We start from the raw sequence: 20,495 nt of genomic DNA on the forward strand, positions 1-20,495 counted from the left end.
CGGCTTGGGCTGCGTTGTTCGCACGCGCCATGGCCATCCGGACGTCCGGTTTCGTTGAGGAGGGTTCCTGCTCGGGTTCCACGGGTTTGTCAAGCTTGTCCATTCCCTCCTCACACCCACCGCCCCTCCCCCCGTTGTCTGCTCGGATTTCTACGATAAAACCAATATTTTCCCTTGAAAATCAGCGTTTTGAAGACCTTAAGGACGACCGCATGACCGACACTGCATCAAGCACTGCACCAGAACTCACCCCAGACACCACCCCCGATTCTGCCGCAGATGCCGCAACCGCCAACAACCTCACTGCAGCCGGCAATGAGATGAGCGCAAGTTTCCTCGCCGCCAAGAAGCGTTCGGACGCCACGCTCGCCAAGCTCGAGGCCGACCCCTCCAAGTTCACGATGCTCACGGGAGACCGTCCCACCGGCCGCCTGCACTTGGGTCACTTCTTCGGCTCGATCCGCGAGCGCGTAGCCATGCAGAACCGTGGTGTCAACACGAACATCATCATCGCCGATTATCAGGTCATCACCGACCGCGACACCACGGAGCACATCGAGGAGAACGTGCTCAATTTGGTGCTCGATTACTTGGCCGCCGGCATCGATCCGACGAAGACGATGATCTTCACACATTCCGCTGTTCCGGCTGAGAACCAGCTCATGTTGCCGTTCCTTTCGCTCGTCACCGAAGCCGAACTGCACCGCAATCCCACGGTCAAGTCCGAGATGGAAGCGTCGGGTCACGCCCTGACCGGCCTGCTGCTGACCTACCCCGTTCACCAGGCGTGCGACATCCTGTTCTGCAAGGCCAACGTTGTGCCGATCGGCAAAGACAACCTGCCGCATGTTGAGATCACGCGCACAATCGCGCGTCGTTTCAACGAGCGTTACGCCAAGAAGCACCCGATTTTCCCGGAGCCCGCGGCCATTTTGTCTGAAGCTCCCGAAATTCCGGGTCTTGACGGCCGCAAGATGAGCAAGTCGTACGGCAACTCGATCATGTTGGGCGCCACGGCTGAGGAGACGGCCAAGCTGATCAAGAAGAGCCCCACCGATTCCGAGCGCATGATCACGTTCGACCCCGTCAACCGTCCGCAGGTTTCCGCGCTGTTGACGACGGCTGGTTTGGTCACGGGCCGCGACCCGCGTGAGATTGCTGAGGAAATCGGCAACGGTGGCGCCGGCACGCTCAAGAAGTACGTGACCGAGTCCGTCAACGAGTTCCTCGCCCCGCATCGTGAGCGTCGCGCTGAACTTGCTCAAGACATGGACTCGATTCGAGACATTCTACATGAGGGCAACGCGCGCGCCAACGCGATCGCGAACCAGACGCTCGACGAGGTCCGTGACGCCATGGGCATGCGTTACGACGCCTGAGCCTGTTAATAGTTTCGGGGCTGCGTCACCTTATTTCCGGTGGCACAGCCCCGATTTTTTATTTATTTCCGCCAACCCTCAGTGGCCGTCGCAACGCTAATCGTCATACCGCCACGACTTGTCGGTCAGCACGCGGGCCATCGCCAGTCCAATAGGCAGACACAAAATGACCATGAACGCGCGGAAACCCCAATCTAACGCGAGCATCGTATGGAATTGGCCAAGTTCATACATCGCGCGATACATGTACAACCCCGGTACCATGATCACGATGGACGGCACGGTCAGGCAGATGCGCGGATAACCTAAGTGGGGCGCCAACCAGCCACGTCGTACTGAAGCACGCCAGACTGTGGCGAGCAGGCCGGCCAGCATCGCGAACAGGAACGCACCCACTTCGGGAGCCATTCCGGCATCGACGCATTCGAGTCGCGCCGTGTTGGCCACCATGCCGATCATGGCCGCCACCACACACATGCGTTGCGGTGAATTGAACAACACCGAAAAGCCCCATACGCCAATGAACGAGAACAACGCGCGCAACGCGCAGACCACGACGGCAGGCATCTCCATGCGCGAGAATCCGCCTGGACTCAACTGCACGGCCGAAGCCACCATCCAGCCTGCGAGCGTGGCCATCAGGATGATGCACAACACGTAGGCGACACGTTGCACGCCTGACGGGAAGTCGATTTTCGCCATGTCAAGGCCGCCCGTGATTAATGGGAAACCCGGTATCACGAATAGCATCGCGCCGATGTAGGCGGTATCACTGGCCAAGGCGGCGGGCATAAATATACCAATACATCGCAGCACACCCTCACAGGCGAACGCGGCGACGGCCACCACCACGAACGTGACGAAGAACTGGTTAAGGTGACGGGCGAACAGTTTGCGACGTAACCATTGGCCCAAACCGGCACCCACAAAAGCGCCAATCATGTCATAAAAATTGCCGCCCAACAAAAACACGAACGAAGCACACGCGCACGCCGCGGCAAATCCGGAGAACAGCGGCGAATACAAAGGTTTGCGTCGTTCAATCATGTCAAGTCGGGCGTGTGCCTGACGAACCGTAATCGGCTGCGAACCGCGACGGCCCGAATGCGCGCCGGGCACGTGCGACCCGTTGCGCACGCGGGCCTGACGGGCCTGGCGGTCTTCAACCCCCTCGCGCTCGCGCAACTGCTTGGCATGCCCGCGTTCCGTATCAAAACTCTCATTGGCCCGCTCGAGCGCGTCAAGCACATAATTCCCGACCTGCGTGCCCTGACCAGATTCCTCAGTGGCCGCCGTCGCCTCACCGGAGAGCTGAGATGTTTCACGTGAATCAGATGCGGGAACAGCTGTTTCATGTGAAACAACCGACTCGTTTGACTCCGTTGTGCTGCCGCTCGCCGCGCCCGCGTTCTTCTCTACGTGCACGGTCCAGCCGGCGGCGGCACGACGTTCCTCGAGTTTCTCGGCACGCTCCTCCTCACGCTGCTCCTCTCGCAACTGCTTTGAGAGTTGGGCGGAAAACCGCGAGGCGTTCGCGCGGTCGAGATGGGCCATGAGCCCGTCGGACACTTCCGTTCGCGAGTGGTACATGGCCCCCGAACCGAGGTTCACGCTGAGCCAGTCGGCATAGTGCTCGAGCAGCCAAATGCGCTCGGTATTCACGCCCGTGGACGGCAGGTTCACAACCTCGGTGATACGCGACGAGCCGTCCGTACACGTCGCTTCCAAATCTGTCAAACTCACATCCGACCGCACGTGTACGCCCAGCGGGTAAGCAATACGGTGCATCATCTCGCGCACGCGGAACGAGCCCGTGCCAGCAGACAAGTCCAGCATGCCGACGCGCACAATCACGCTCGCTTTGGCCGCAATACCCGCGTCCATCAGCGGGGTGTCCCAGTCACGCTCAATATCCTCCATATCGAGCGGAATCGAGTGGGAATGGTACTTGTGCACGGCCACGGCACCGCTATGGTCGTGCGCATGCGGCAAGTGGTCCGCAATGTGGAAGTGGTGTTCATGATGCCGCTTGCCGTCTTGCTGTTGCGCGGCGGAAGGGGCGCGTTGGGGTTCAGTATGTTCGTGCTCGATCTTCACGCTTTCATTTCTAATCTGTCGCCGCAACAACAATAATAATGATTCCTGTTGTCGCCTCTGAACCGTGCCGGCCGCCGCAGCTCACCGCCCCACTGCCGAACATCCACCCACGGACCGCAACCGTCTCACATGCTGACCTTTTTAGCGGGCCCATCTCAACATTCGACCCGAAAAACGCAACTTTTCACACGGGGTTCACAATGCCGCGCTTACAATGGCCGAACAACACGCCCTTGGACGTACGGACCGGGCCGTGCTGGGCGGCGGCAGCGCCAACCCAACGCAAGCCTGAATTCCGATACCGCCACGGGGGTGTGCACTGTACTGAACTGGACTAGGGCTGTGGGCTCGCAACGCCAGACCACCACAACCGCGGAGGAGCCGCGGAGGGTCGGGTGACCGAGCAACCCGATGTTCGGAGAAGGAGGTCAAACCAATATGACTCAAGTCGAGTCAACATCATCAGCCGCCGCTCCTGCTGTTGTGGAAGAGCAGGAACTGCCGGTCAAGCTCAAAGCAGACATGGATCTGTGTCTTGGCATTTTGCGTCAGGTACTCAAGGAATTCGACGAAAACCTGCTCACGCAGTTCGACACGGTCCGTCAATACGCAGTGGATGCCAGCGCCGAACGGTTCTCAGGCGTGCTGACAGACACGAATCCCGACCAGGACGACCTGGAAAATGCCGTGCGCACGATCGACAGCATGAATTTGCACGACGCACAGCTGCTGGCCCGCGCATTCGCCACCTACTTCCATCTGGCCAACCTGTGCGAGGAGAACTACCGAGTCTCCGTGTTGCACCAGCGTGAGGCGGAAGTGGACGAGACGGCCGCTGTCGATCCGGTCAACGCGATGACGAAGGCCTACCACCAGCTCATTGGGGAAATGGGACCGGCCAAGGCCAAGGAACTGCTCAACCAGCTCGAGTTCCACCCGGTGTTCACAGCCCACCCGACCGAAGCGCGTCGCAAGGCTGTGGAAGGCAAAATCCGCCGTATCGCCGTGCTGCTCGAAGCCAATGCCCAACTGGGCGGCTCCGATCGCAAGGAAAACATGCGCCGTCTGTACAACGAGATCGACGCGCTGTTCCGCACGTCGCCGATTGCGCTCAAGAAGCCGACGCCGGTTGAGGAAGCCGACACGATCCTCGACATTTTTGACAACACGTTGTTCCACACGATCCCGATGGTCTACCGCCGTTTCGATGACTGGGTGTTGGGTGACCAAGCCGGCCTTGTGGAACCTGAATGCCCAGCGTTCTTCCATCCCGGCTCATGGATAGGTTCCGACCGTGACGGCAACCCGAACGTGACGGCCAAAGTCAGCCGCCAAGTCGCGCGCAAGTTCAGCGACCATGTGATTGCGGCGTTGGAAGAAGCCGCGCGCACGGTTGGCCGCAACATGACGATGGAATCGGAAACCACGCCGCCAAGCGCCGAACTGCGCCAGTTGTGGAACCAGCAGAAGGAAATCAGCGAACGTCTGACAAGCAAGGCCGCGCTGATCTCCACGCAGGAACTGCACCGCGCCGTGCTGCTCGTGATGGCCGACCGCTTGCATTACACAATCAAGCGCGACACCGACCTGATGTATCACACGTGCGAGGACTTCATTGCGGACCTGCGCGTGGTCCAGCGTTCGCTGGCCGAAGCCGGCGACCGTCGAGCCGCCTACGGACCGCTGCAGGACCTGATTTGGCAGGCCGAAACGTTCGGCTTCCACATGGTCGAGATGGAGTTCCGTCAGCATTCCGTCGTGCATGCACGCGCCCTGGCCGACATTCGCGAGCACGGCTTGCATGGCGAGCGTGGCCCGCTGCAGCCGATGACGCACGAAGTGCTCGACACGTTCCGTGCGTTGGGTGCGATCCAGAAGCGCAATGGCGTCAAGGCCGCGCGCCGTTACATCATCTCGTTCACAAAGAGCGCGCAGAACGTGCGCGACGTGTATGAGCTCAACCGCATGTCGTTCGCCAACCCGGCCGACTGCCCGGTCATCGACGTGATTCCGCTGTTCGAGCAGCTGGAAGATCTTGAAAACTCGGTGAACGTGCTCGACGAAATGCTCAAGATCCCCGAGGTGCAGGCGCGACTCAAGCAGACGGGCCGCAAGATGGAAGTCATGCTCGGCTACTCCGATTCGTCGAAGGACGCCGGCCCGACCTCCGCTACGCTGGCCTTGCATGAAGCGCAGCAGCGCATCGCCCAGTGGGCTGAAGACAACGACATTGACCTGACACTGTTCCATGGCCGTGGCGGCGCCGTTGGCCGTGGCGGTGGCCCGGCAAACCGTGCCGTGTTGGCGCAGCCTGCCGGATCGGTCAAGTGCCGTTTCAAGCTCACCGAACAGGGCGAGGTGATCTTCGCACGTTATGGCAACCCCGTGCTGGCCATCCGCCACGTGGAGTCGGTGGCTGCCGCCACGCTGCTGCAGTCCGCACCAAGCGTGGAGAAGCGCAACACCGACATGACCGAGGAGTTCGAAGACTTGGCCAACAAGCTCGACGAAACCTCGCATGCGCGTTACCTCGATTTGCTCGAGACCGACGGCTTCGCACCGTGGTTCTCCACGGTCACACCGCTGACCGAAGTCGGCTTGCTGCCGATCGGCTCGCGCCCGGCCAAGCGTGGCCTGGGAGCCAAGTCGTTGGATGATTTGCGTACGATTCCGTGGATCTTCTCGTGGGCGCAGGCCCGCATCAACCTGGCCGCATGGTACGGCTTGGGCTCGGCGTGCGAAGCCGTGGGCGACCTGGAGCTGCTGCAGCGTGCATACAAGGAATGGCCGTTGTTCTCCACGTTCATCGACAATATCGAGATGTCGCTGACGAAGACCGATGAGCGCATCGCCAAGATGTACCTGGCGTTGGGCGATCGCGACGACCTGCGCGACAAGGTACTCGACGAGATGGAGCTCACACGCAAGTGGGTGCTCAAGATCGTGGGCGACGAATGGCCGTTGCAGCACCGTCATGTGCTGGGCCAGGCAATCCGCATCCGCTCGCCATATGTGGACGCGTTGTCGCTGACCCAGGTGCTGGCGCTGCGTTCGCTGCGTAAGAAGGTCGACAAGGAAGAGCTCTCCGAAAGCCAGCAGGCAGGATTCATCTATCTGATCCTGTGCACGGTTTCGGGTGTCGCCGCCGGCCTGCAGAACACGGGCTGATTTTGGCGGGTTTGCGGGGGTCGCTAAGGCGAACCGTCCGCAGACTCTAGCTGTCGTTGACGAAGGGCGCTGGTAGCCGCGGAATGAATGTTCCGCGTCCGCCAGCGCCCTTCGCCGTCGTGACGGCCGTGCGAAACAGCTGGGGCGGCAGCTGCTCGGGGCGGATTTGGACCCAACCGTAACTTTCCTGACCAGGCTGGTACGGAAAGATGCACTTTCGATGCCCAAACCGTAATCCCCCTGACCAGCCTGGTCAGGAAAGACGCACTTTAAAGACCAAAACCGCCATCCCCCTGACCAGCTTGGTCAGGAAAGACGCACTTCTGACCGGCAAACTGCAATTTCCCTGACCAGCTTGGTCAGGAAAGACGCACTTTAAAGACCAAACCGTAATCCCGCTGACCAGACTGGTCAGAAGAGATGCAGTTCCAGCTCCCAAACCGTAACTTTCCTGACCAGGCTGGTGCGGAAATACGCAGTTTGAAGGATGAAACCGTAATCATGCTGACCACGCTGGTCAGGAAGGACGCACTTCTGACCTGCAAACTGTAGTTTTCCGTACCAGCCTGGTCAGGAAAGATGCAGTTTCATCCCCCAAAAACACCATTTTCCTGACCAGCCTGGTCAGGAAAGACCACACACTGGGCTGAGTAATGACGATAGTTTGGAACTAGACGGGGCTAATCCAGAAATTGCTCAAACGGTCATATCGCGCGACAGGCAGAACATGGCGTACAACGGCACACTGAACACACGATCTTCGAATCCAAAGTTCTTCGCACTCACGCGCACGCCAAACGGCGTCTGCGCTCGCTGCATAAACCGACGCAAACTCGTGGGCCGCACGTTGTCTCCCGATTTGACTTCGATCGGCACCACTTCCTCAAATCCGGATTGCATGAGGAATTCCATTTCATATTGTCCGTCCTGCGATAACCAATAGAAGAAAGATAGGTCTGTTGTTGGCAATCAACGCTTGCATGGCATAGTTTTCCGTCAACGCTCCGCGGAATCGCACCGAAAGCCGGTTACGTCCCTCCGCTGTCAACCATGCGCTGGAATCCAGCCCATATTTATGGAACAGTAGTCCTGTATCTGCAAGATACACTTTGAAAAACGCACCACCATCACGAGCCATCAGCGGTGCGGTTGTGTCGTTGGTTTGTTGGTTCACAAAAGGCCATCTCCACCCACATGATCTTCGATTAGTATCAGTAGCGGAAGCTATAAGCAACGCGAAAGAGGGGTCGACGTGGCTACACAGGCAGGCATCCATGAACGCCGTTTCCTGCGGTTGGGCGGTATTGACCAGTTCACGCAGATTCGCGGGGATTCCACCAGCAATCCTGTGTTGTTGTGGGTGCACGGAGGTCCTGGATTCCCGATGACGTTTATCAGCCGTCACTACCAACGCGAATTGGAACACCACTTCACAATCGCGACCTGGGAACAGCGCGGTTCAGGACGCACACGATTCTGGAACCTCAAACACTATGCCGGCATTGATCAGAACAACATGACCGTTGACGATTTGCTCAACGACATGGATGAGTTCGTTGACTATCTGCGCAACATGTTCCACCAAGACAAAATCGTGATTCTAGGCCAATCCTGGGGCACTGTGCTCGGTTGGGAATACATGCAGCGCCACGCAAACAAAGTGTCCGCCTACATTGGGGTTGGCCAAGTCACCAACTGCTTGCAAGGTGAGATCCTGACCGCCCAGACCATATTGCCGCACGTGACCCCCAAGCAAGCCGAGTTCTTGCAGCAGGCAATCGACCACGCCAAAGATACCACATGTGTGGAGGAGTTGGATCTTGACGAGTTTGAACGCATGGCCCTCATTGCTCGCGAACCGCTCAAAGGCAAGCGCGAGATGGGTGCATTGCGTCAGATGATGCTGGGCCTGACCTCGCCAGATATGGGCCTACAAGACATGCGGTGGATTTTGACAGCCAGCAACACCAAGAAACTGTTCGCCACTCAGCGCAACCTCGTCAATCATCTTTATTACGGGTTCCGTATTGAGGACATTGCGGCACCGGCCAATATCCCGCTGTGCTTTATTCAGGGCGAATGCGACTGGATCACACCCACCGCCCTCGTCAAACCGTTCTACGAAAAGCTCGACCACCCCAACAAGCACTACGTGGAAATCCCCCAGACCGGCCATTCCCCATTCCTCGACGCCCCTCAAGAATTCAGCGAATCAGTCCGCACCTTCCTCACCACCCAAGCCCTCTCAAAGATAGATCCACCATCAAAGTCATAGGCACACCACATATAGCCACTAAGCATGCACCCACTCATGCCACGCTAGCCAAACCAAGCTAAGCTAAGTCTCCATTATTCACTCATATATTGTTTAACCTTATCTATAAAATTAGAAACATTCGTAGAATAATTAGGATAAACAATATCGAGCTGCTCTGAATTACTTACATATACTAAAACAGCATTAACTTGAGGGCTGTCAGCTCTTACTATATCATTTTCTATAGAATCATAAGCTTCTACAGCTTCTTGCATACATTCAGAGGTAAATGATTAACTTTCTAAAGCCCGAGTTTTGCGATTTAATTTCAAGAGGTGAAGATTACAATATCGAGAAGGAGGATTCACCATCCAAACATCATCTTCAGCAGCAGACAAATCATCCAATATAGATTGAGCACAACGACATTTTTGTAAGCAAGAAATCAAATCACATCGCGTTCCACCATATCCAGGCACTTGCGGCGACTGCTCTTCTAGCGCAAACAAACTTGATACTATCTGAAAGAATTCCAGTCGAGAACGATGACGATCATCACCGTGCGCAAGCTTTGCTTCTTGAGGACTTTTATACTCGACACCGTATATTTCACCAGCAGCTTCTACCGCAGTAGACCAGTAATGTAATGCTGCAATCTTGTTCGAAGTTGGACTTCAACCCTCTCGACCACTACCCCGCATAAAACGGATCACCAATCGACTCATTGCGCGCCAAAGGTGCATTGACACGCAGACAGGAATGTGGTCATGTTTTGTGCTAGGATCCGAACTAATGTTCGGATCCTAGATGTTTCTTCTGAAGTAAGCTGATGGGTCCGTACGTTTTTTTTGATGAAAGGACACCAATGGCAACCATTAGGATTGCGGAACTGTTTGCCGGCGTAGGCGGTTTCCGGTTGGGGTTGGACGGATACGATAATCCGGAACACCCTGATTTCCACATGGAGCCAGCAGGCGATTTTCGTACCGTGTGGGCCAATCAATGGGAACCTAATGGCCAAGATTCCAAACAATTCGCGTGGCGTTGCTACGAGGACCGTTTTGGCGCTGGCAGCTGCGTCAATGAAGACATTGCAGTGGTGCTCGACCAAGTGGATGCGGGGGAACGAGAAATCCCTGAGTTCGACATGCTGGTCGGAGGTTTTCCCTGCCAGGATTATTCTGTGGCCAAACCGCTTTCCTTGGCCAAAGGTATTGACGGAAAAAAGGGTGTGCTGTGGTGGAGTATTAACCGCTTGCTTGAAATGAGGCATCCGAAATACGTGCTGCTCGAGAACGTTGACCGTTTGCTCAAATCCCCAAGCGCTCAGCGCGGGCGCGATTTCGCCATTATCCTCTCATGCTTGTATCGCTTGGGTTATTCAGTGGAATGGCGAGTAATCAATGCCGGAGAATATGGCATGCCACAACGCCGCCGCCGTGTGTATATCTATGCGCAACACGATGCGCCGCAATGGGATTTGAAGGAACGATTGTTTGGCACAGGTGTGGAGGCGCGTGCTTTTCCTGCCGAGCTGGACGTTAAACAGCAAGAAGAAACGTTCAACATTTCCGATGACCCTTATGCGATGACGGAAACGTTCGGTAAAGGTTTGGCCGTCTCGCCGTTCCTGAATGCGGGTGTCATGCAGAATGGGATGGTGTTCACAGCCCGCGTCCAGTCCACATACACAGGACCCGGACGCAATCTTGGTGACGTGCTGGTGCCGTTAACGGAAGTTCCTGCACAATTCTTTATCGCTCCGGAAAAAATGGATTCCTGGACTTATCTCAAGGGAGGCAAGCGCGAGGAGCGTACAGCGCGAACAGGATACACCTACTTTTATTCAGAAGGACCGGTAGCATTCCCCGACCCATTGGATAAACCGAGCAGAACTATTTTGACCGGTGAAGGTGGTGCGGGGGCCAGCCGTACCAAACATGTTGTGGAACAAGAGGGACGCTATCGACGTCTTGTTCCAGATGAACTTGACCAGTTGCAGTGCTTCCCGAAGGGTTGGACCGGTGACGGAATGACTGATGGCCATCGCGCTTTTTGCATGGGCAATGCTTTGGTTACCGAGATCCCTCATCGTATCGGCCAGGTCATCGCTCATGATGCAGGGGCAACATTTTGACGTCCTCCCCACTGCTGAAGCCGGGGGATTCCTTTCCTCGCGGAAAGGGTTTTCTGTTTCACCGACTACGCTTCGCACTGCGACAATGCATCGCGGTGTTTGCGTTGGTCTCCGCAGACGTTCACCGCAAGCCCTGCGGCGAGGATGTTTTTGGCTGCGTTCACGTCCCTGTCATGGGTCGTGTGGCACGCGGGGCACGTCCATGCCCTGACGTTCAACGGTTTGCGGCCGGTGTTCTTCCCGCAGGTCGAACAGATTTGGCTGCTGGGGTACCAGCGGTCGATGACCACAAACTGACGCCCGTACCATTCGCACTTGTATGCGAGCATGGTGCGGAACATGCGCCAGCCCGCGTCCGTGATACCGCGGTTGAGGGCGCGTTTGGCGGCCTGCCCGTTGGGAAGGTAAAGGTCTGGATTGGCCGGGTCCGGTTTCGGCTTGCACCTGCGGCTCATGTTTTTCACCGCCAAGTCCTCGATGACGACCGTTTGGTTCTCACGGACGATTCGGGTCGAGAGCTTGTGCAGGAAATCCTTGCGCCGGTCCGCGATACGGGCCTGAATACGGGCCACCTTCAACATGGCCCTGCGGTGATTGTTGCTCCCTTTCCGTTTGCGCGCCAGATCGCGTTGCGCTTTCCTCAACCGTTGCGCGTCCCGTTTGCGGAATCGGGGGTTGGCTGTCTTTTCCCCGTTCGAGGTGATGGCGAAGTCCGCCAACCCCATGTCGATGCCGACCTGCGTACCGGCCTTGGGCAATGGTTTGACGTGTTCCTCGACGAGGATGCTCACATGCCAGCGTCCGGCCGCGTCCAATATGACGGTCACACTCGACGGCTTGGCATTGCGCGGCAGCGTGCGGCTCCACTTGATATTCAAGGGTTCGCCCATCTTGGCGAGCTTGAGGTCGCGGCCGTTCCATGTGAACGCGGTGCGCATGAACGACGCGGAACCGCCATGGGACTTCTTCTTGAATTCCGGGTAGTCGCCACGCTGGTTGAAGAAGTTGGAGAACGCCGCCTGCAAATGTCTTACGGACTGTTGCAATGCAACGGAGGACACGTCGTTGAGGAACGACAGTTCCTCGGTGTTCTTCCATAGGGTCAACTGGCGGCTGGTTTCCGCGAAGCCCATGCGCTCGTGTCGCGTCGTCCATGCTTCGGTGCGTGCAGCCAAAGCCTTGTTGTACACCAGACGGCAGCATCCGATGGTACGCCGAAGCAGGTCCTCCTGCTGGGGCGTTGGATAAAAACGGAACCTGTAGGCCCGCTGGACCACACCATCGGAACTCATGGTTATAATCATGGCACAGTTTTTATAAGACATGCGCGCCTTACATCCCCATGCCTAAAGGCAGGGACTTTACGGCGCAACCCGGTAAAACGCTACTACCACAAGCATGCAGGGTGCGCATCGTTTGCGACCCTGCCTGCATGGTCTAGTTTGCTTGAAGAAGATGCTGTTCAATCTGTTCTTTGACCAGGGGTTTGTGGAACCATAGCGACTGCCGATACATAGGCAGTCCATTGACCACTTCTGGTTTGTCTGTGGAATCTCTTCCTGTTCCACGAACAAAGAGCGCAGATTCGGTTGATTTTGGCCAGTTGGGTGCTTCACGAGGAACTCCGTTTTTATTGAGAATTGGGGCTCCGGACTTATCGGTTTCTGGCACCAACCGCAATTTCCTCGAAATAATCAAATCTCGCATGATGTCCCATACGGATTCCACGAGGCCATTTTTCTCAGCTAAAGGTTCCAACGGAACACGTGCAAATCCAAGGAACACTTCACCGCCGCGCGATATGCCCACTTCTGGCTCTTGGAATACCATGTAGAGCAAATCATTATCTTTGAAAAAATAGTAGAAATCAGATTCTTCATAGACGTCGTTTGATTCCAACTCATTAAAATCGATACTCATAAGCTTGGTATCCTCAGTGGGCATACCTTGAGGATTGAGAGCAACAGTCTTTCCCACAATACCCATTTTTTGGAATAACGCAATATTGTGCATCTTGCGGGAAGTACCACCAAACATACGAACAACGATTTGCTCAGCAAGCTGCTTAGGAACTTTGTCAGGTATTTCCATATCGAAATATGCTGCAATCTGAGCAATGGTCTTCCCCGCGAATTTGTTCGTAAGCTCTTGAAGCTTGTGGTCCAATTCATCAAATGAGCTCAATCGCTCTTCATCAGGAATATGCTCATATACCGTTTTCTTCAAATGCTCGTTGATTATCGAATTCACGAAGGCGCGACGAAAGCGAATGCGCGGAGGGTGTGGCCATTTTGGAGCCGTATCGAGATATGGTGATACTTCTTTAGAAATACCGCTGGATATTTTTTCAAAAGCAGGGCTATCCGGATTCTCTTCATACAAGTCGCGAACAAATTCACGGATTGTGGTCCAATCCCGTTGCAATTGCTCTTTGTCTTCGCCTTCGAATGTTTTGAAAAAGGCCGTATGGACCGGAAAATTGCTGTAATCGCGACCCTTCTTTGGTTTGCCCTCATATACGTAGCAAACAAATAACATATTCTGCACTTTGTGCCAGAATGCCGAGCTTTCAAATTCTTCGTCGATTATTTCATCCGGCTTGAGCGCAGTGATTGACATCGGCTCTTTAGCTTCGAAACTGATACCTTCCTTTTTAGACGCACGAATGCCAGTGGTCTTGAGTTCCACGTCCAAGCCGTCAATATTGAGATCAGGCCGTCGCGCTGAATCCGCAGGATATCCAAGCACGCTTTTTTCAATAACATGCCCCGCCACGCCTTTGTTAGTAGGGGAATCAAGCACATGCTTGGTGTCAAGTTCACCAAGCGTTTTACCTATGCAGGCATTGAGACGCCGGGTGATATCGGTCCGCGTGAAAAAATGTGGTTTGTCCATACAAATCAAGCATAACGACCTCAATACGCGGCACAAATGAAAGCTTCCTTAAATGCGGATATGTGGATAAACGCATACGTATGGCACTCTGTGTGCTATCCTGGCCCCACTTGTTTGACCAATCAAGGAGGGCGATATGGCAACGACTCGCCCTTCTGCATGGACTCTGGAAGAGACCATGCTGGCGTTCGGGGCTTACCTATTGGTGCCACCTAACAAATTTGACAAGCGTGAACCATTGATACAAATGCTTGCTCAACATATTCATCGAACGACAGGTGCCGTTGCGCTCAAGCTTGCCAATTTGCTGGCTAAAGACCCCTTCCGTAATCCCACCGGTTCCCGGGGGATGGCGCATGGTAGCAAGCGTGATGCCGAAGTATGGGAAATGTATCAGGCTAATCCTGACAGTTTTTCTGCAGAATGTATTGCCAAGATTAAAGAGGCGATCGGCAAGAAGGTGGTCGAGAATGCATTGTTTAGTTCTAGCGAGCTGGAACACATTATCGACAAACAACTTGCGTCACAGTCCGATAAAGAGCCATCGGAAGCCCCTGAAGGCGAAAACGGCCTGCACCTGACGACTTATCGCATCAACCAGAACTATTTCCGTAATTCGTTATTGCGCAATTACGGCAATCAATGCTGTATCACAGGAATTGACGAACCTGAATTGCTGATTGCCAGCCATATCAAACCATGGGCTCAGTCTGATGCAACAGAACGAACCGCCACTTCGAACGGCCTGCTGCTGAACGCTTTACATGATCGCGCTTTTGACCAAGGATTATTGACGTTGGATGAAGATTATCGCGTAGTTATCGCCGTAGAGGAAATACCCCACTCCGAAGCCAATGACCGATGGTTCTACGCATTTGAAGGCAAACAAATTAGCATGCCTCGCGTTCCTCCTTCACAAGAATTCTTGCGATATCACAATGACCATGTGTTCCAAGGGGTTGTGTGATCTCGTTCATGACCACTGCAAGCTTCCCAATCGCGGTTAATTAGGCCGGCGGCCATGTCGGACAGCAATTCGCGTTGCGCATCGCGCTCGAGTTGTGGGGTGGGGCCGTTGTATTCCACAGAATCTTTGGGAGCATTATGCCAGTACGAATCCACGGGATTGACCATGGTCAAGCACCATCTTTCTGTATGCAGAAATAACAATAATTAGAATGTCATTGCAGAAATAAGACGCACGGGGTCGGCGTCGACGGGAGCCCAATCCAAAGCAGGCATATCAACGGGCAGAACCCAGCGCATTTGCGCATGCTCAGTCAATACAGGATCACCCGAAAGAAGATGGCACAGAAATACAGTCAAATGAACGTGCCCGAAATCGTAGTCGTATTCGCTCGTGCAGACGCGCTCGCCAACCTGAACGCCACAGCGCAACTCCTCTGCAATCTCGCGACGCAACGCTTGATCAGGAGTTTCACCCTGCTCAATTTTCCCACCCGGAAATTCCCAGAACCCAGCCAACGATTTTCCAGACCTCCGCTGCGCACACAGCACGCGACCATCGCGAACAATCGCAGCACCCGCCACGTCAATAAGCTTCATACCATCTCCCATCCGAGCCGGCAACCAACGCACTGCTCTGAGGCTGGGACCAGGATAAGCGCCACGGGTCTGAAGATCAAACAAACCCGACCCTAACGCGCCAGTTCAATACATTGGCGAGATTGATGCAGCATATATAAATATACGTAAGACGCGCTCGAAAATTCATTAGTTTATACAGAGTTGTCTAAATATGCAACACCGCATCACATGACGGTCCAACTTCTTGCCCTTGCCATTGAGCCAGGCAAAAATCCGGTGACGCTGATTACCTGCACGCCATATGGCGTCAATACGCATCGCCTTCTGGTTCGGGGTCATCGGATTCCCTATTCTCCAATTGAAGACAAAGGCGCTGTGCCCATTTTTGAAGTCCAGATCCCGTTGCAATATCTGATTCCTTGCGTCACACTCATTGCATTGCTTATTGCGTGGAAATTGTATAAGCGCCATCGCGCCAGAGCCGAATCAAGAGCAAAGCATTCATCAACATCCGCCAAGAACAATGTTCAAAATGATGCAGGCAATAACAAGGATTGAGTAATTCAAGAAATCGTTGCATACAATGCAGTTCATTGACGGTTCATTGGCAACTATTGCACAGTGTCATGTTGCATTGCGCAAGATAACAGTTGACGTTGAGACCGCGCAAGATACAACAGGAGGTTGTTCATACTCACACCCTCTTCATCTCGATAAATGGTTGAAGTTGCAATGCTTGTGACGACTCTCTATCGTCTACTCATGTCAGGCGTTGGGACTGCAAAAGTTGCAACATCTGGCATGCCAACAAGGCAGCTAATCGTATAGTTGCGGGGGCTCGCACCGCCATATGAGAGAAGGGCCGCTAGCAGGGGGGAGCGGAAAATCATATGGCGGCCATGCGTTGGGCGCCGTGAGTAGGAACGGCGCCCACCCATTTTTTCAATCCCCCACCCTCAACCGATACACCCTATTGCGGCTACACGCGCAATCTTCCCTACCTCACAAACGCGCAATGTCAATTCGAAAATTGTGATTATTGCATGACAGTCAATACGGCAGATATGACAGTCAATACGGCAGATATGACAGTCACTCATTGCTTTTGACTGTCATATCACAGTCAAATGAGGGTTGTGACTGTCATATGACTGTCATAGATACGTTTTGACTGTCACATGCCTGTCATGTGACTGTGAGGCGACTGTCATGGGGAGCGTTGCGGGAAGCACCGCTCTTGATCCGTCGGCGTAGCGCTGCAGTTCGCAATAGCACATATGCTTGAAGGCATAGTACGCCAACAACTTGGAGCAATGGAGGCCATGCATGGTTGATCAGAAATCAGAAAATAATCCAAATGACGAGCTGAATCTGGACGACGTGCCGATGGACGCGGCTCAGGCGCGTGATGCGACCGAAGCGTTGGCAGCTGAGCAAGAAGCCGGCGAAATCGAGCAGATCGCCGCGGACGATTCCACAGCCAGTGGCGTATGGAACCGACTGTTGGCCGGAAATCGCCGCTTTGCCGAGGGCAAGGCGGAACATCCTCGGCAGGATCCTGTTTCCCGTGAAGCACTCGTCGACGAGCAGCATCCCTCAACAGCGGTGCTGTCGTGCGCAGACTCGCGCGTGGCTCCAGAAATCGTGTTTGACGCAGGTCTCGGAGAGATGTTTGTGACGCGCACGGCTGGCCCGATGATCGACGACGCCGTACTGGCCACACTAGAACTGGCGATCACGCAACTTGGCGTGAAACTGCTTGTGGTGATGGGACATGAAAACTGTGCGGCCATCGCTGAAGCTTGCGAGGAGTTGGACGCGCTCGTCGAGAGCACAGAAAGTGAATCAGGTCAACACGCAGATGCGTTTATGGACGATCTGGACGGCATTATTGCGGCCTCCAAGTCCACAATCCTGCGCGAGGTGGGCATGTCAATCTGGCAGGCGCGCATGGCTGAGCTGACGACGAACGAAGAGTACGAGCAGGTTCATATCGCGCGCCTGATCGAGGAGCTCGTCACACGCTCCGAGGTCATCCGCAAGGCCCTGGCCGACGAGCGTCTGATGATCGTGGGCGCCCGCTACCGCGTGAGTTCCGGTCTCGTAGAAGTGCTGAGCTTCTGAACGCTGAGCCCCTCCCTTGAAAGGGCGCAGGAAGCCGCCACAGACCGCCGTTATCTTACATTTTTCTTACATTGGAAAACAAAAGAAACGGCGGAATCGCAACGTTTTTCAGGAGTTTATCTTACATTTATCTTACATTTATTTTACAGTTTTTCAATGTAAGATAAATGTAAGATAAATGTAAGATAAACTTCCGTAAGCGCGGGATTCCGGCGCGCATGCCCCTCTTTTGCGGGTTGTTTTGCGGATTTCCAACTGGTACAGAACAGCATCGAGGCACCCCTTCTCTTGCACAGCCCACTCACACAGGCCCCGCCCGCGCCTGTTCCGGCCGCGCCCGCACCTCCCGTCAACGCAAGTTTTCGGGCAGCCCCCAATCGAGCCACTATCTTAAGATTTAAGCCATGTCACTAGGCTTGAACATTCTTTTGATTTTTGTATTTCTGCTATTGGGCTCGGTGTTCGCAGGCACAGAGTTGGCATTGGTTTCTCTGCGCGGCTCGCAGATTGACCAGATGGAACAAGAGGATGCTCGAGGCGCACGAGTAGCCAAAATCGCGCGTGATCCAAACACGTTCCTGTCGACCGTGCAGATTGGTGTGACGCTCTGCGGCTTTCTGTCGGCATCGTTCGGCGAATCATCGATTTCGCCGTATGTGGTGCCTGTCGTGGAAGGCTGGGGTGTGCCGGCGTCTGTTGCCGCACCATTGACGACGATTGTGCTGACGCTGATCATTTCGTACTGTTCGATCGTTATCTCCGAGATGGTGCCCAAGCGCATTGCCATGCAGAAGAATGAGCAGATCGCTCGCGCCGTGGTGCCGGCCATTTCCGCATTCGCCAAAATCTGCAAGCCGATCATTTGGCTCATCGGCAAGAACACGAACGGCCTCGTGCGCTTGCTCGGTTTTGATCCGAATGAGACCGAAAGCGAAGTGTCGGACGAAGAGTTGCGCGTGCTCGTGAATTCGAACACGAACCTGACCAAGGATGAGCGCACGATTCTCGATGACGTGTTCGACGCTTCGGAAACCATTGTGGCTGAAGTCATGCGTCCCCGCGCCGATGTCGTGTTCCTCGAAGGCGACATGTCGATTGAGGATGCTGCACAGTTTGTGCGCGAACAGCCGTATTCGCGCTACCCGGTGTCTGGCAAGGATTTTGACGACATTCTTGGTTTTGTGCATGTGCGCGATCTGCTCGATGTGCGCAATCCGAACGCGCACACTGTCGCTGACGTGACGCGCGACGGCATCTCGCTGCCAGGCACGTCGAAGTTGCTGCCGAGCTTGTCATTGCTGCGTAAACGCGGCATTCATCTCGCTGTGGTCATTGATGAATACGGCGGCACCGACGGCATTGTGACGCTTGAAGACCTTATGGAAGAACTCATTGGCGACATCCGCGACGAATATGATTTGCCCGACTCCTCAGCTTCCATTGCCGGAGAGGAACAAGTGTTCGTGGATGGCGTGGCCACAGTCGATGGCGGCATGACCATTGAGGATTTTGATGATTTGACTGGCATCGAGCTTGAAGACGGTCCTTACGAAACCGTGGCCGGTTATTTCCTGGCCCACACGGGCAAAATGGGCGAAGTCGGAGACACGCTCGAACTGCCGCAAGACGGCTGCAGCATGGCGATCACCGAGGTTGACGGACGCCGCATAGAAACGATCGAGGTCCGCAAATCCGCTCCGACTGGAGACGGCGAGCGTCATGGTAACGATGATCACGATGCGCCCGTCAAGGCCAACAAGCGATGAGCTGTTTCGAAACGCACCACAGCACGGGACTACAGCATGGCACTGTAGCTATGTGAGAAATAACAAAAAATAAAAGAGGGCCGACCTGCACCCCATCCAGCAGACCGGCCTTACTGTTTTTTATTCTACTACCGCGAGCGAACCTTCACTCCACACCCAGCGAACCTTGTGCTTGCATGATTAGATTAGTTCATGTATGGAGCCAGCGCGACCAAACCCTCAAACAAGGCCGTGATTGCGGCGCCAAACCTACGAGAAAGGACCACCCCATGTCACTCGAATTCACGATTCCCGGACTTGACGAAACCGCTTCGGAGAAGGCCATCGGCATTCTGCAGGAGCGCCTGAGCCAGGAGCAGGCCGGAGCCCTCGTGCTCAAGCATGCCCACTGGAATGTGGCCGGTCCCAATTTCATTGCCGTTCATGAGATGCTGGACCCGCAGGTCAATGAAGTGCTGGCCATGGCTGACGAGACGGCCGAGCGGATCGCTGCGATGGGGGGGTCGCCGCAGGGTCGACCGGACGATGTGCTGCGTTTCCGCACGTGGCCGAAGTTTGAGGAGACGGGCCGCAAGGATGCGCTCGACTACCTGCGCGCGCTCGACGCCTATTACGACACCTGGATCAAGGCCGACCGCCAGGCTGTGGCCGAGCTCGACGACCTCGACTTCGTCAGCTCCAACATCATGCAGGACCACGTGCAGAAACTCGAGCAGTTCCAGTGGTTCATGCGCTCCCACCTGATCGACTGAGCTGGCGAGCGCGGCGAACGCATTTCAAGAGTTGAGCTTCCCTGCAGTGTGTCCCTGTATCCCGTGAGACGCAGGGACGCACTTGGAGGAGCGGGTGAAGCGGTTAGAGGCTGATACTGTATCCCGTGAGACGCAGGGACGCACTGTATTGTTACGCTCCCTCTTTACTGCTTCATTTACTACTCACTTTCTGTACGGCTCGTTTTCTATTCACTCTCTCTATTTCCCGCCAACCCTCCTCACACCCTTTCCTCTGATATATAGCCGTTTCTTACTGGACCGGTACATCCAAACTCACTCCTGCCCTAAACTGCATCTCCCTTGACCAAGCTGGTCAGCAAAACGTCATTTACGAGTCCAAAAGTGTGCCTC

15 protein-coding genes and 1 pseudogene are annotated in these 20,495 nt (G+C 55.0%); 9 read left to right on the plus strand and 7 right to left on the minus strand.

Annotation, left to right across the window (positions count from 1 at the left end; genetic code table 11):
* Nucleotides 1-320: 320 nt before the first annotated feature.
* Nucleotides 321-1,379, plus strand: coding sequence for a tryptophan--tRNA ligase (trpS, locus tag BGLCM_RS00530; protein ID WP_044084408.1), 1,059 nt, complete (start codon nt 321-323; stop codon nt 1,377-1,379).
* A 96-nt stretch (nt 1,380-1,475) separates the two neighbouring features.
* Here the strand turns inward: trpS and BGLCM_RS00535 are convergent, their stop codons facing one another.
* Entirely contained in the window at nt 1,476-3,299 is a 1,824-nt protein-coding gene (locus BGLCM_RS00535) for a threonine/serine exporter family protein (protein WP_006295594.1), read from the minus strand.
* Nucleotides 3,300-3,962: 663 nt separating this feature from the next.
* Here BGLCM_RS00535 and BGLCM_RS00540 point away from each other — a divergent pair.
* Nucleotides 3,963-6,644, plus strand: a pseudogene (locus BGLCM_RS00540) (phosphoenolpyruvate carboxylase); the annotation flags it as partial.
* Between the two features lie 696 nt (nt 6,645-7,340).
* On the opposite strand, the gene BGLCM_RS00545 reads toward BGLCM_RS00540, so the two are convergent.
* Nucleotides 7,341-7,544, minus strand: a complete 204-nt coding sequence (locus BGLCM_RS00545; RefSeq protein ID WP_044084345.1) for a hypothetical protein — start codon at nt 7,542-7,544, stop codon at nt 7,341-7,343.
* A gap of 13 nt (nt 7,545-7,557) precedes the next feature.
* Nucleotides 7,558-7,818: a DUF4143 domain-containing protein gene (locus tag BGLCM_RS08380; protein ID WP_006295602.1), complete on the minus strand. Its 261-nt coding sequence runs from the start codon at nt 7,816-7,818 to the stop codon at nt 7,558-7,560.
* Nucleotides 7,819-7,896: 78 nt separating this feature from the next.
* On the opposite strand from BGLCM_RS08380, the gene BGLCM_RS07885 reads away from it, so the two are divergent.
* Complete coding sequence (locus BGLCM_RS07885; protein ID WP_006295603.1) at nt 7,897-8,919, plus strand: alpha/beta fold hydrolase; 1,023 nt, start codon at nt 7,897-7,899, stop codon at nt 8,917-8,919.
* A 74-nt stretch (nt 8,920-8,993) separates the two neighbouring features.
* Here BGLCM_RS07885 and BGLCM_RS08385 read toward each other — a convergent pair whose 3' ends face one another.
* Complete coding sequence (locus BGLCM_RS08385) at nt 8,994-9,176, minus strand: hypothetical protein (protein ID WP_148401418.1); 183 nt, start codon at nt 9,174-9,176, stop codon at nt 8,994-8,996.
* Nucleotides 9,177-9,730: 554 nt separating this feature from the next.
* Here BGLCM_RS08385 and dcm point away from each other — a divergent pair.
* Nucleotides 9,731-11,038 carry a DNA (cytosine-5-)-methyltransferase gene (dcm, locus tag BGLCM_RS00555; protein WP_044084346.1) on the plus strand — a complete coding sequence of 436 codons (1,308 nt, stop codon included), beginning with the start codon at nt 9,731-9,733 and terminating at the stop codon, nt 11,036-11,038.
* Between the two features lie 65 nt (nt 11,039-11,103).
* On the opposite strand, the gene BGLCM_RS00560 is transcribed toward dcm, so the two are convergent.
* Together BGLCM_RS00560 and BGLCM_RS00565 are read right to left on the minus strand one after the other, a co-directional pair.
* Nucleotides 11,104-12,342, minus strand: a complete 1,239-nt coding sequence (locus tag BGLCM_RS00560) for an RNA-guided endonuclease InsQ/TnpB family protein (protein WP_006295606.1) — start codon at nt 12,340-12,342, stop codon at nt 11,104-11,106.
* Nucleotides 12,343-12,475: 133 nt separating this feature from the next.
* Complete coding sequence (locus BGLCM_RS00565) at nt 12,476-13,933, minus strand: MutH/Sau3AI family endonuclease (RefSeq protein WP_006295607.1); 1,458 nt, start codon at nt 13,931-13,933, stop codon at nt 12,476-12,478.
* A 136-nt stretch (nt 13,934-14,069) separates the two neighbouring features.
* Here BGLCM_RS00565 and BGLCM_RS00570 point away from each other — a divergent pair, with 136 nt between their 5' ends.
* On the plus strand, nt 14,070-14,900 hold the full coding sequence (locus BGLCM_RS00570; RefSeq protein ID WP_006295608.1) for an HNH endonuclease: 831 nt from the start codon (nt 14,070-14,072) through the stop codon (nt 14,898-14,900).
* Between the two features lie 206 nt (nt 14,901-15,106).
* Here the strand turns inward: BGLCM_RS00570 and BGLCM_RS00575 are convergent, their stop codons facing one another.
* Entirely contained in the window at nt 15,107-15,511 is a 405-nt protein-coding gene (locus tag BGLCM_RS00575) for a (deoxy)nucleoside triphosphate pyrophosphohydrolase (RefSeq protein ID WP_006295609.1), read from the minus strand.
* A 198-nt stretch (nt 15,512-15,709) separates the two neighbouring features.
* Here BGLCM_RS00575 and BGLCM_RS00580 point away from each other — a divergent pair, with 198 nt between their 5' ends.
* From BGLCM_RS00580 to BGLCM_RS00595, 4 genes are all read left to right on the plus strand, one after another.
* Complete coding sequence (locus BGLCM_RS00580; RefSeq protein WP_006295610.1) at nt 15,710-16,039, plus strand: sortase; 330 nt, start codon at nt 15,710-15,712, stop codon at nt 16,037-16,039.
* 768 nt (nt 16,040-16,807) lie between these two features.
* Nucleotides 16,808-17,605 carry a carbonic anhydrase gene (locus tag BGLCM_RS00585; RefSeq protein WP_006295612.1) on the plus strand — a complete coding sequence of 266 codons (798 nt, stop codon included), beginning with the start codon at nt 16,808-16,810 and terminating at the stop codon, nt 17,603-17,605.
* Nucleotides 17,606-18,009: 404 nt separating this feature from the next.
* Complete coding sequence (locus BGLCM_RS00590) at nt 18,010-19,371, plus strand: hemolysin family protein (RefSeq protein ID WP_006295613.1); 1,362 nt, start codon at nt 18,010-18,012, stop codon at nt 19,369-19,371.
* A gap of 269 nt (nt 19,372-19,640) precedes the next feature.
* On the plus strand, nt 19,641-20,123 hold the full coding sequence (locus tag BGLCM_RS00595; RefSeq protein ID WP_044084348.1) for a Dps family protein: 483 nt from the start codon (nt 19,641-19,643) through the stop codon (nt 20,121-20,123).
* The last annotated feature ends 372 nt before the right edge of the window (nt 20,124-20,495 follow it).

It is taken from the genome of Bifidobacterium gallicum DSM 20093 = LMG 11596 (assembly GCF_000741205.1).
Lineage (GTDB): Bacteria > Actinomycetota > Actinomycetes > Actinomycetales > Bifidobacteriaceae > Bifidobacterium > Bifidobacterium gallicum.

Bases quoted from the DNA above. Each gene is read 5' to 3' on its own strand.
- trpS (WP_044084408.1), top strand. From the start codon at position 321: ATGAGCGCAAGTTTCCTCGCCGCCAAGAAGCGTTCGGACGCCACGCTC.
- BGLCM_RS00535 (WP_006295594.1), bottom strand. From the start codon at position 3,299: ATGGAGGATATTGAGCGTGACTGGGACACCCCGCTGATGGACGCGGGT.
- BGLCM_RS00545 (WP_044084345.1), bottom strand. From the start codon at position 7,544: ATGCAATCCGGATTTGAGGAAGTGGTGCCGATCGAAGTCAAATCGGGA.
- BGLCM_RS08385 (WP_148401418.1), bottom strand. From the start codon at position 9,176: ATGCAAGAAGCTGTAGAAGCTTATGATTCTATAGAAAATGATATAGTA.
- dcm (WP_044084346.1), top strand. From the start codon at position 9,731: ATGGGTCCGTACGTTTTTTTTGATGAAAGGACACCAATGGCAACCATT.
- BGLCM_RS00560 (WP_006295606.1), bottom strand. From the start codon at position 12,342: ATGATTATAACCATGAGTTCCGATGGTGTGGTCCAGCGGGCCTACAGG.
- BGLCM_RS00565 (WP_006295607.1), bottom strand. From the start codon at position 13,933: ATGGACAAACCACATTTTTTCACGCGGACCGATATCACCCGGCGTCTC.
- BGLCM_RS00570 (WP_006295608.1), top strand. From the start codon at position 14,070: ATGGCAACGACTCGCCCTTCTGCATGGACTCTGGAAGAGACCATGCTG.
- BGLCM_RS00575 (WP_006295609.1), bottom strand. From the start codon at position 15,511: ATGGGAGATGGTATGAAGCTTATTGACGTGGCGGGTGCTGCGATTGTT.
- BGLCM_RS00580 (WP_006295610.1), top strand. From the start codon at position 15,710: ATGACGGTCCAACTTCTTGCCCTTGCCATTGAGCCAGGCAAAAATCCG.
- BGLCM_RS00585 (WP_006295612.1), top strand. From the start codon at position 16,808: ATGGTTGATCAGAAATCAGAAAATAATCCAAATGACGAGCTGAATCTG.
- BGLCM_RS00590 (WP_006295613.1), top strand. From the start codon at position 18,010: ATGTCACTAGGCTTGAACATTCTTTTGATTTTTGTATTTCTGCTATTG.
- BGLCM_RS00595 (WP_044084348.1), top strand. From the start codon at position 19,641: ATGTCACTCGAATTCACGATTCCCGGACTTGACGAAACCGCTTCGGAG.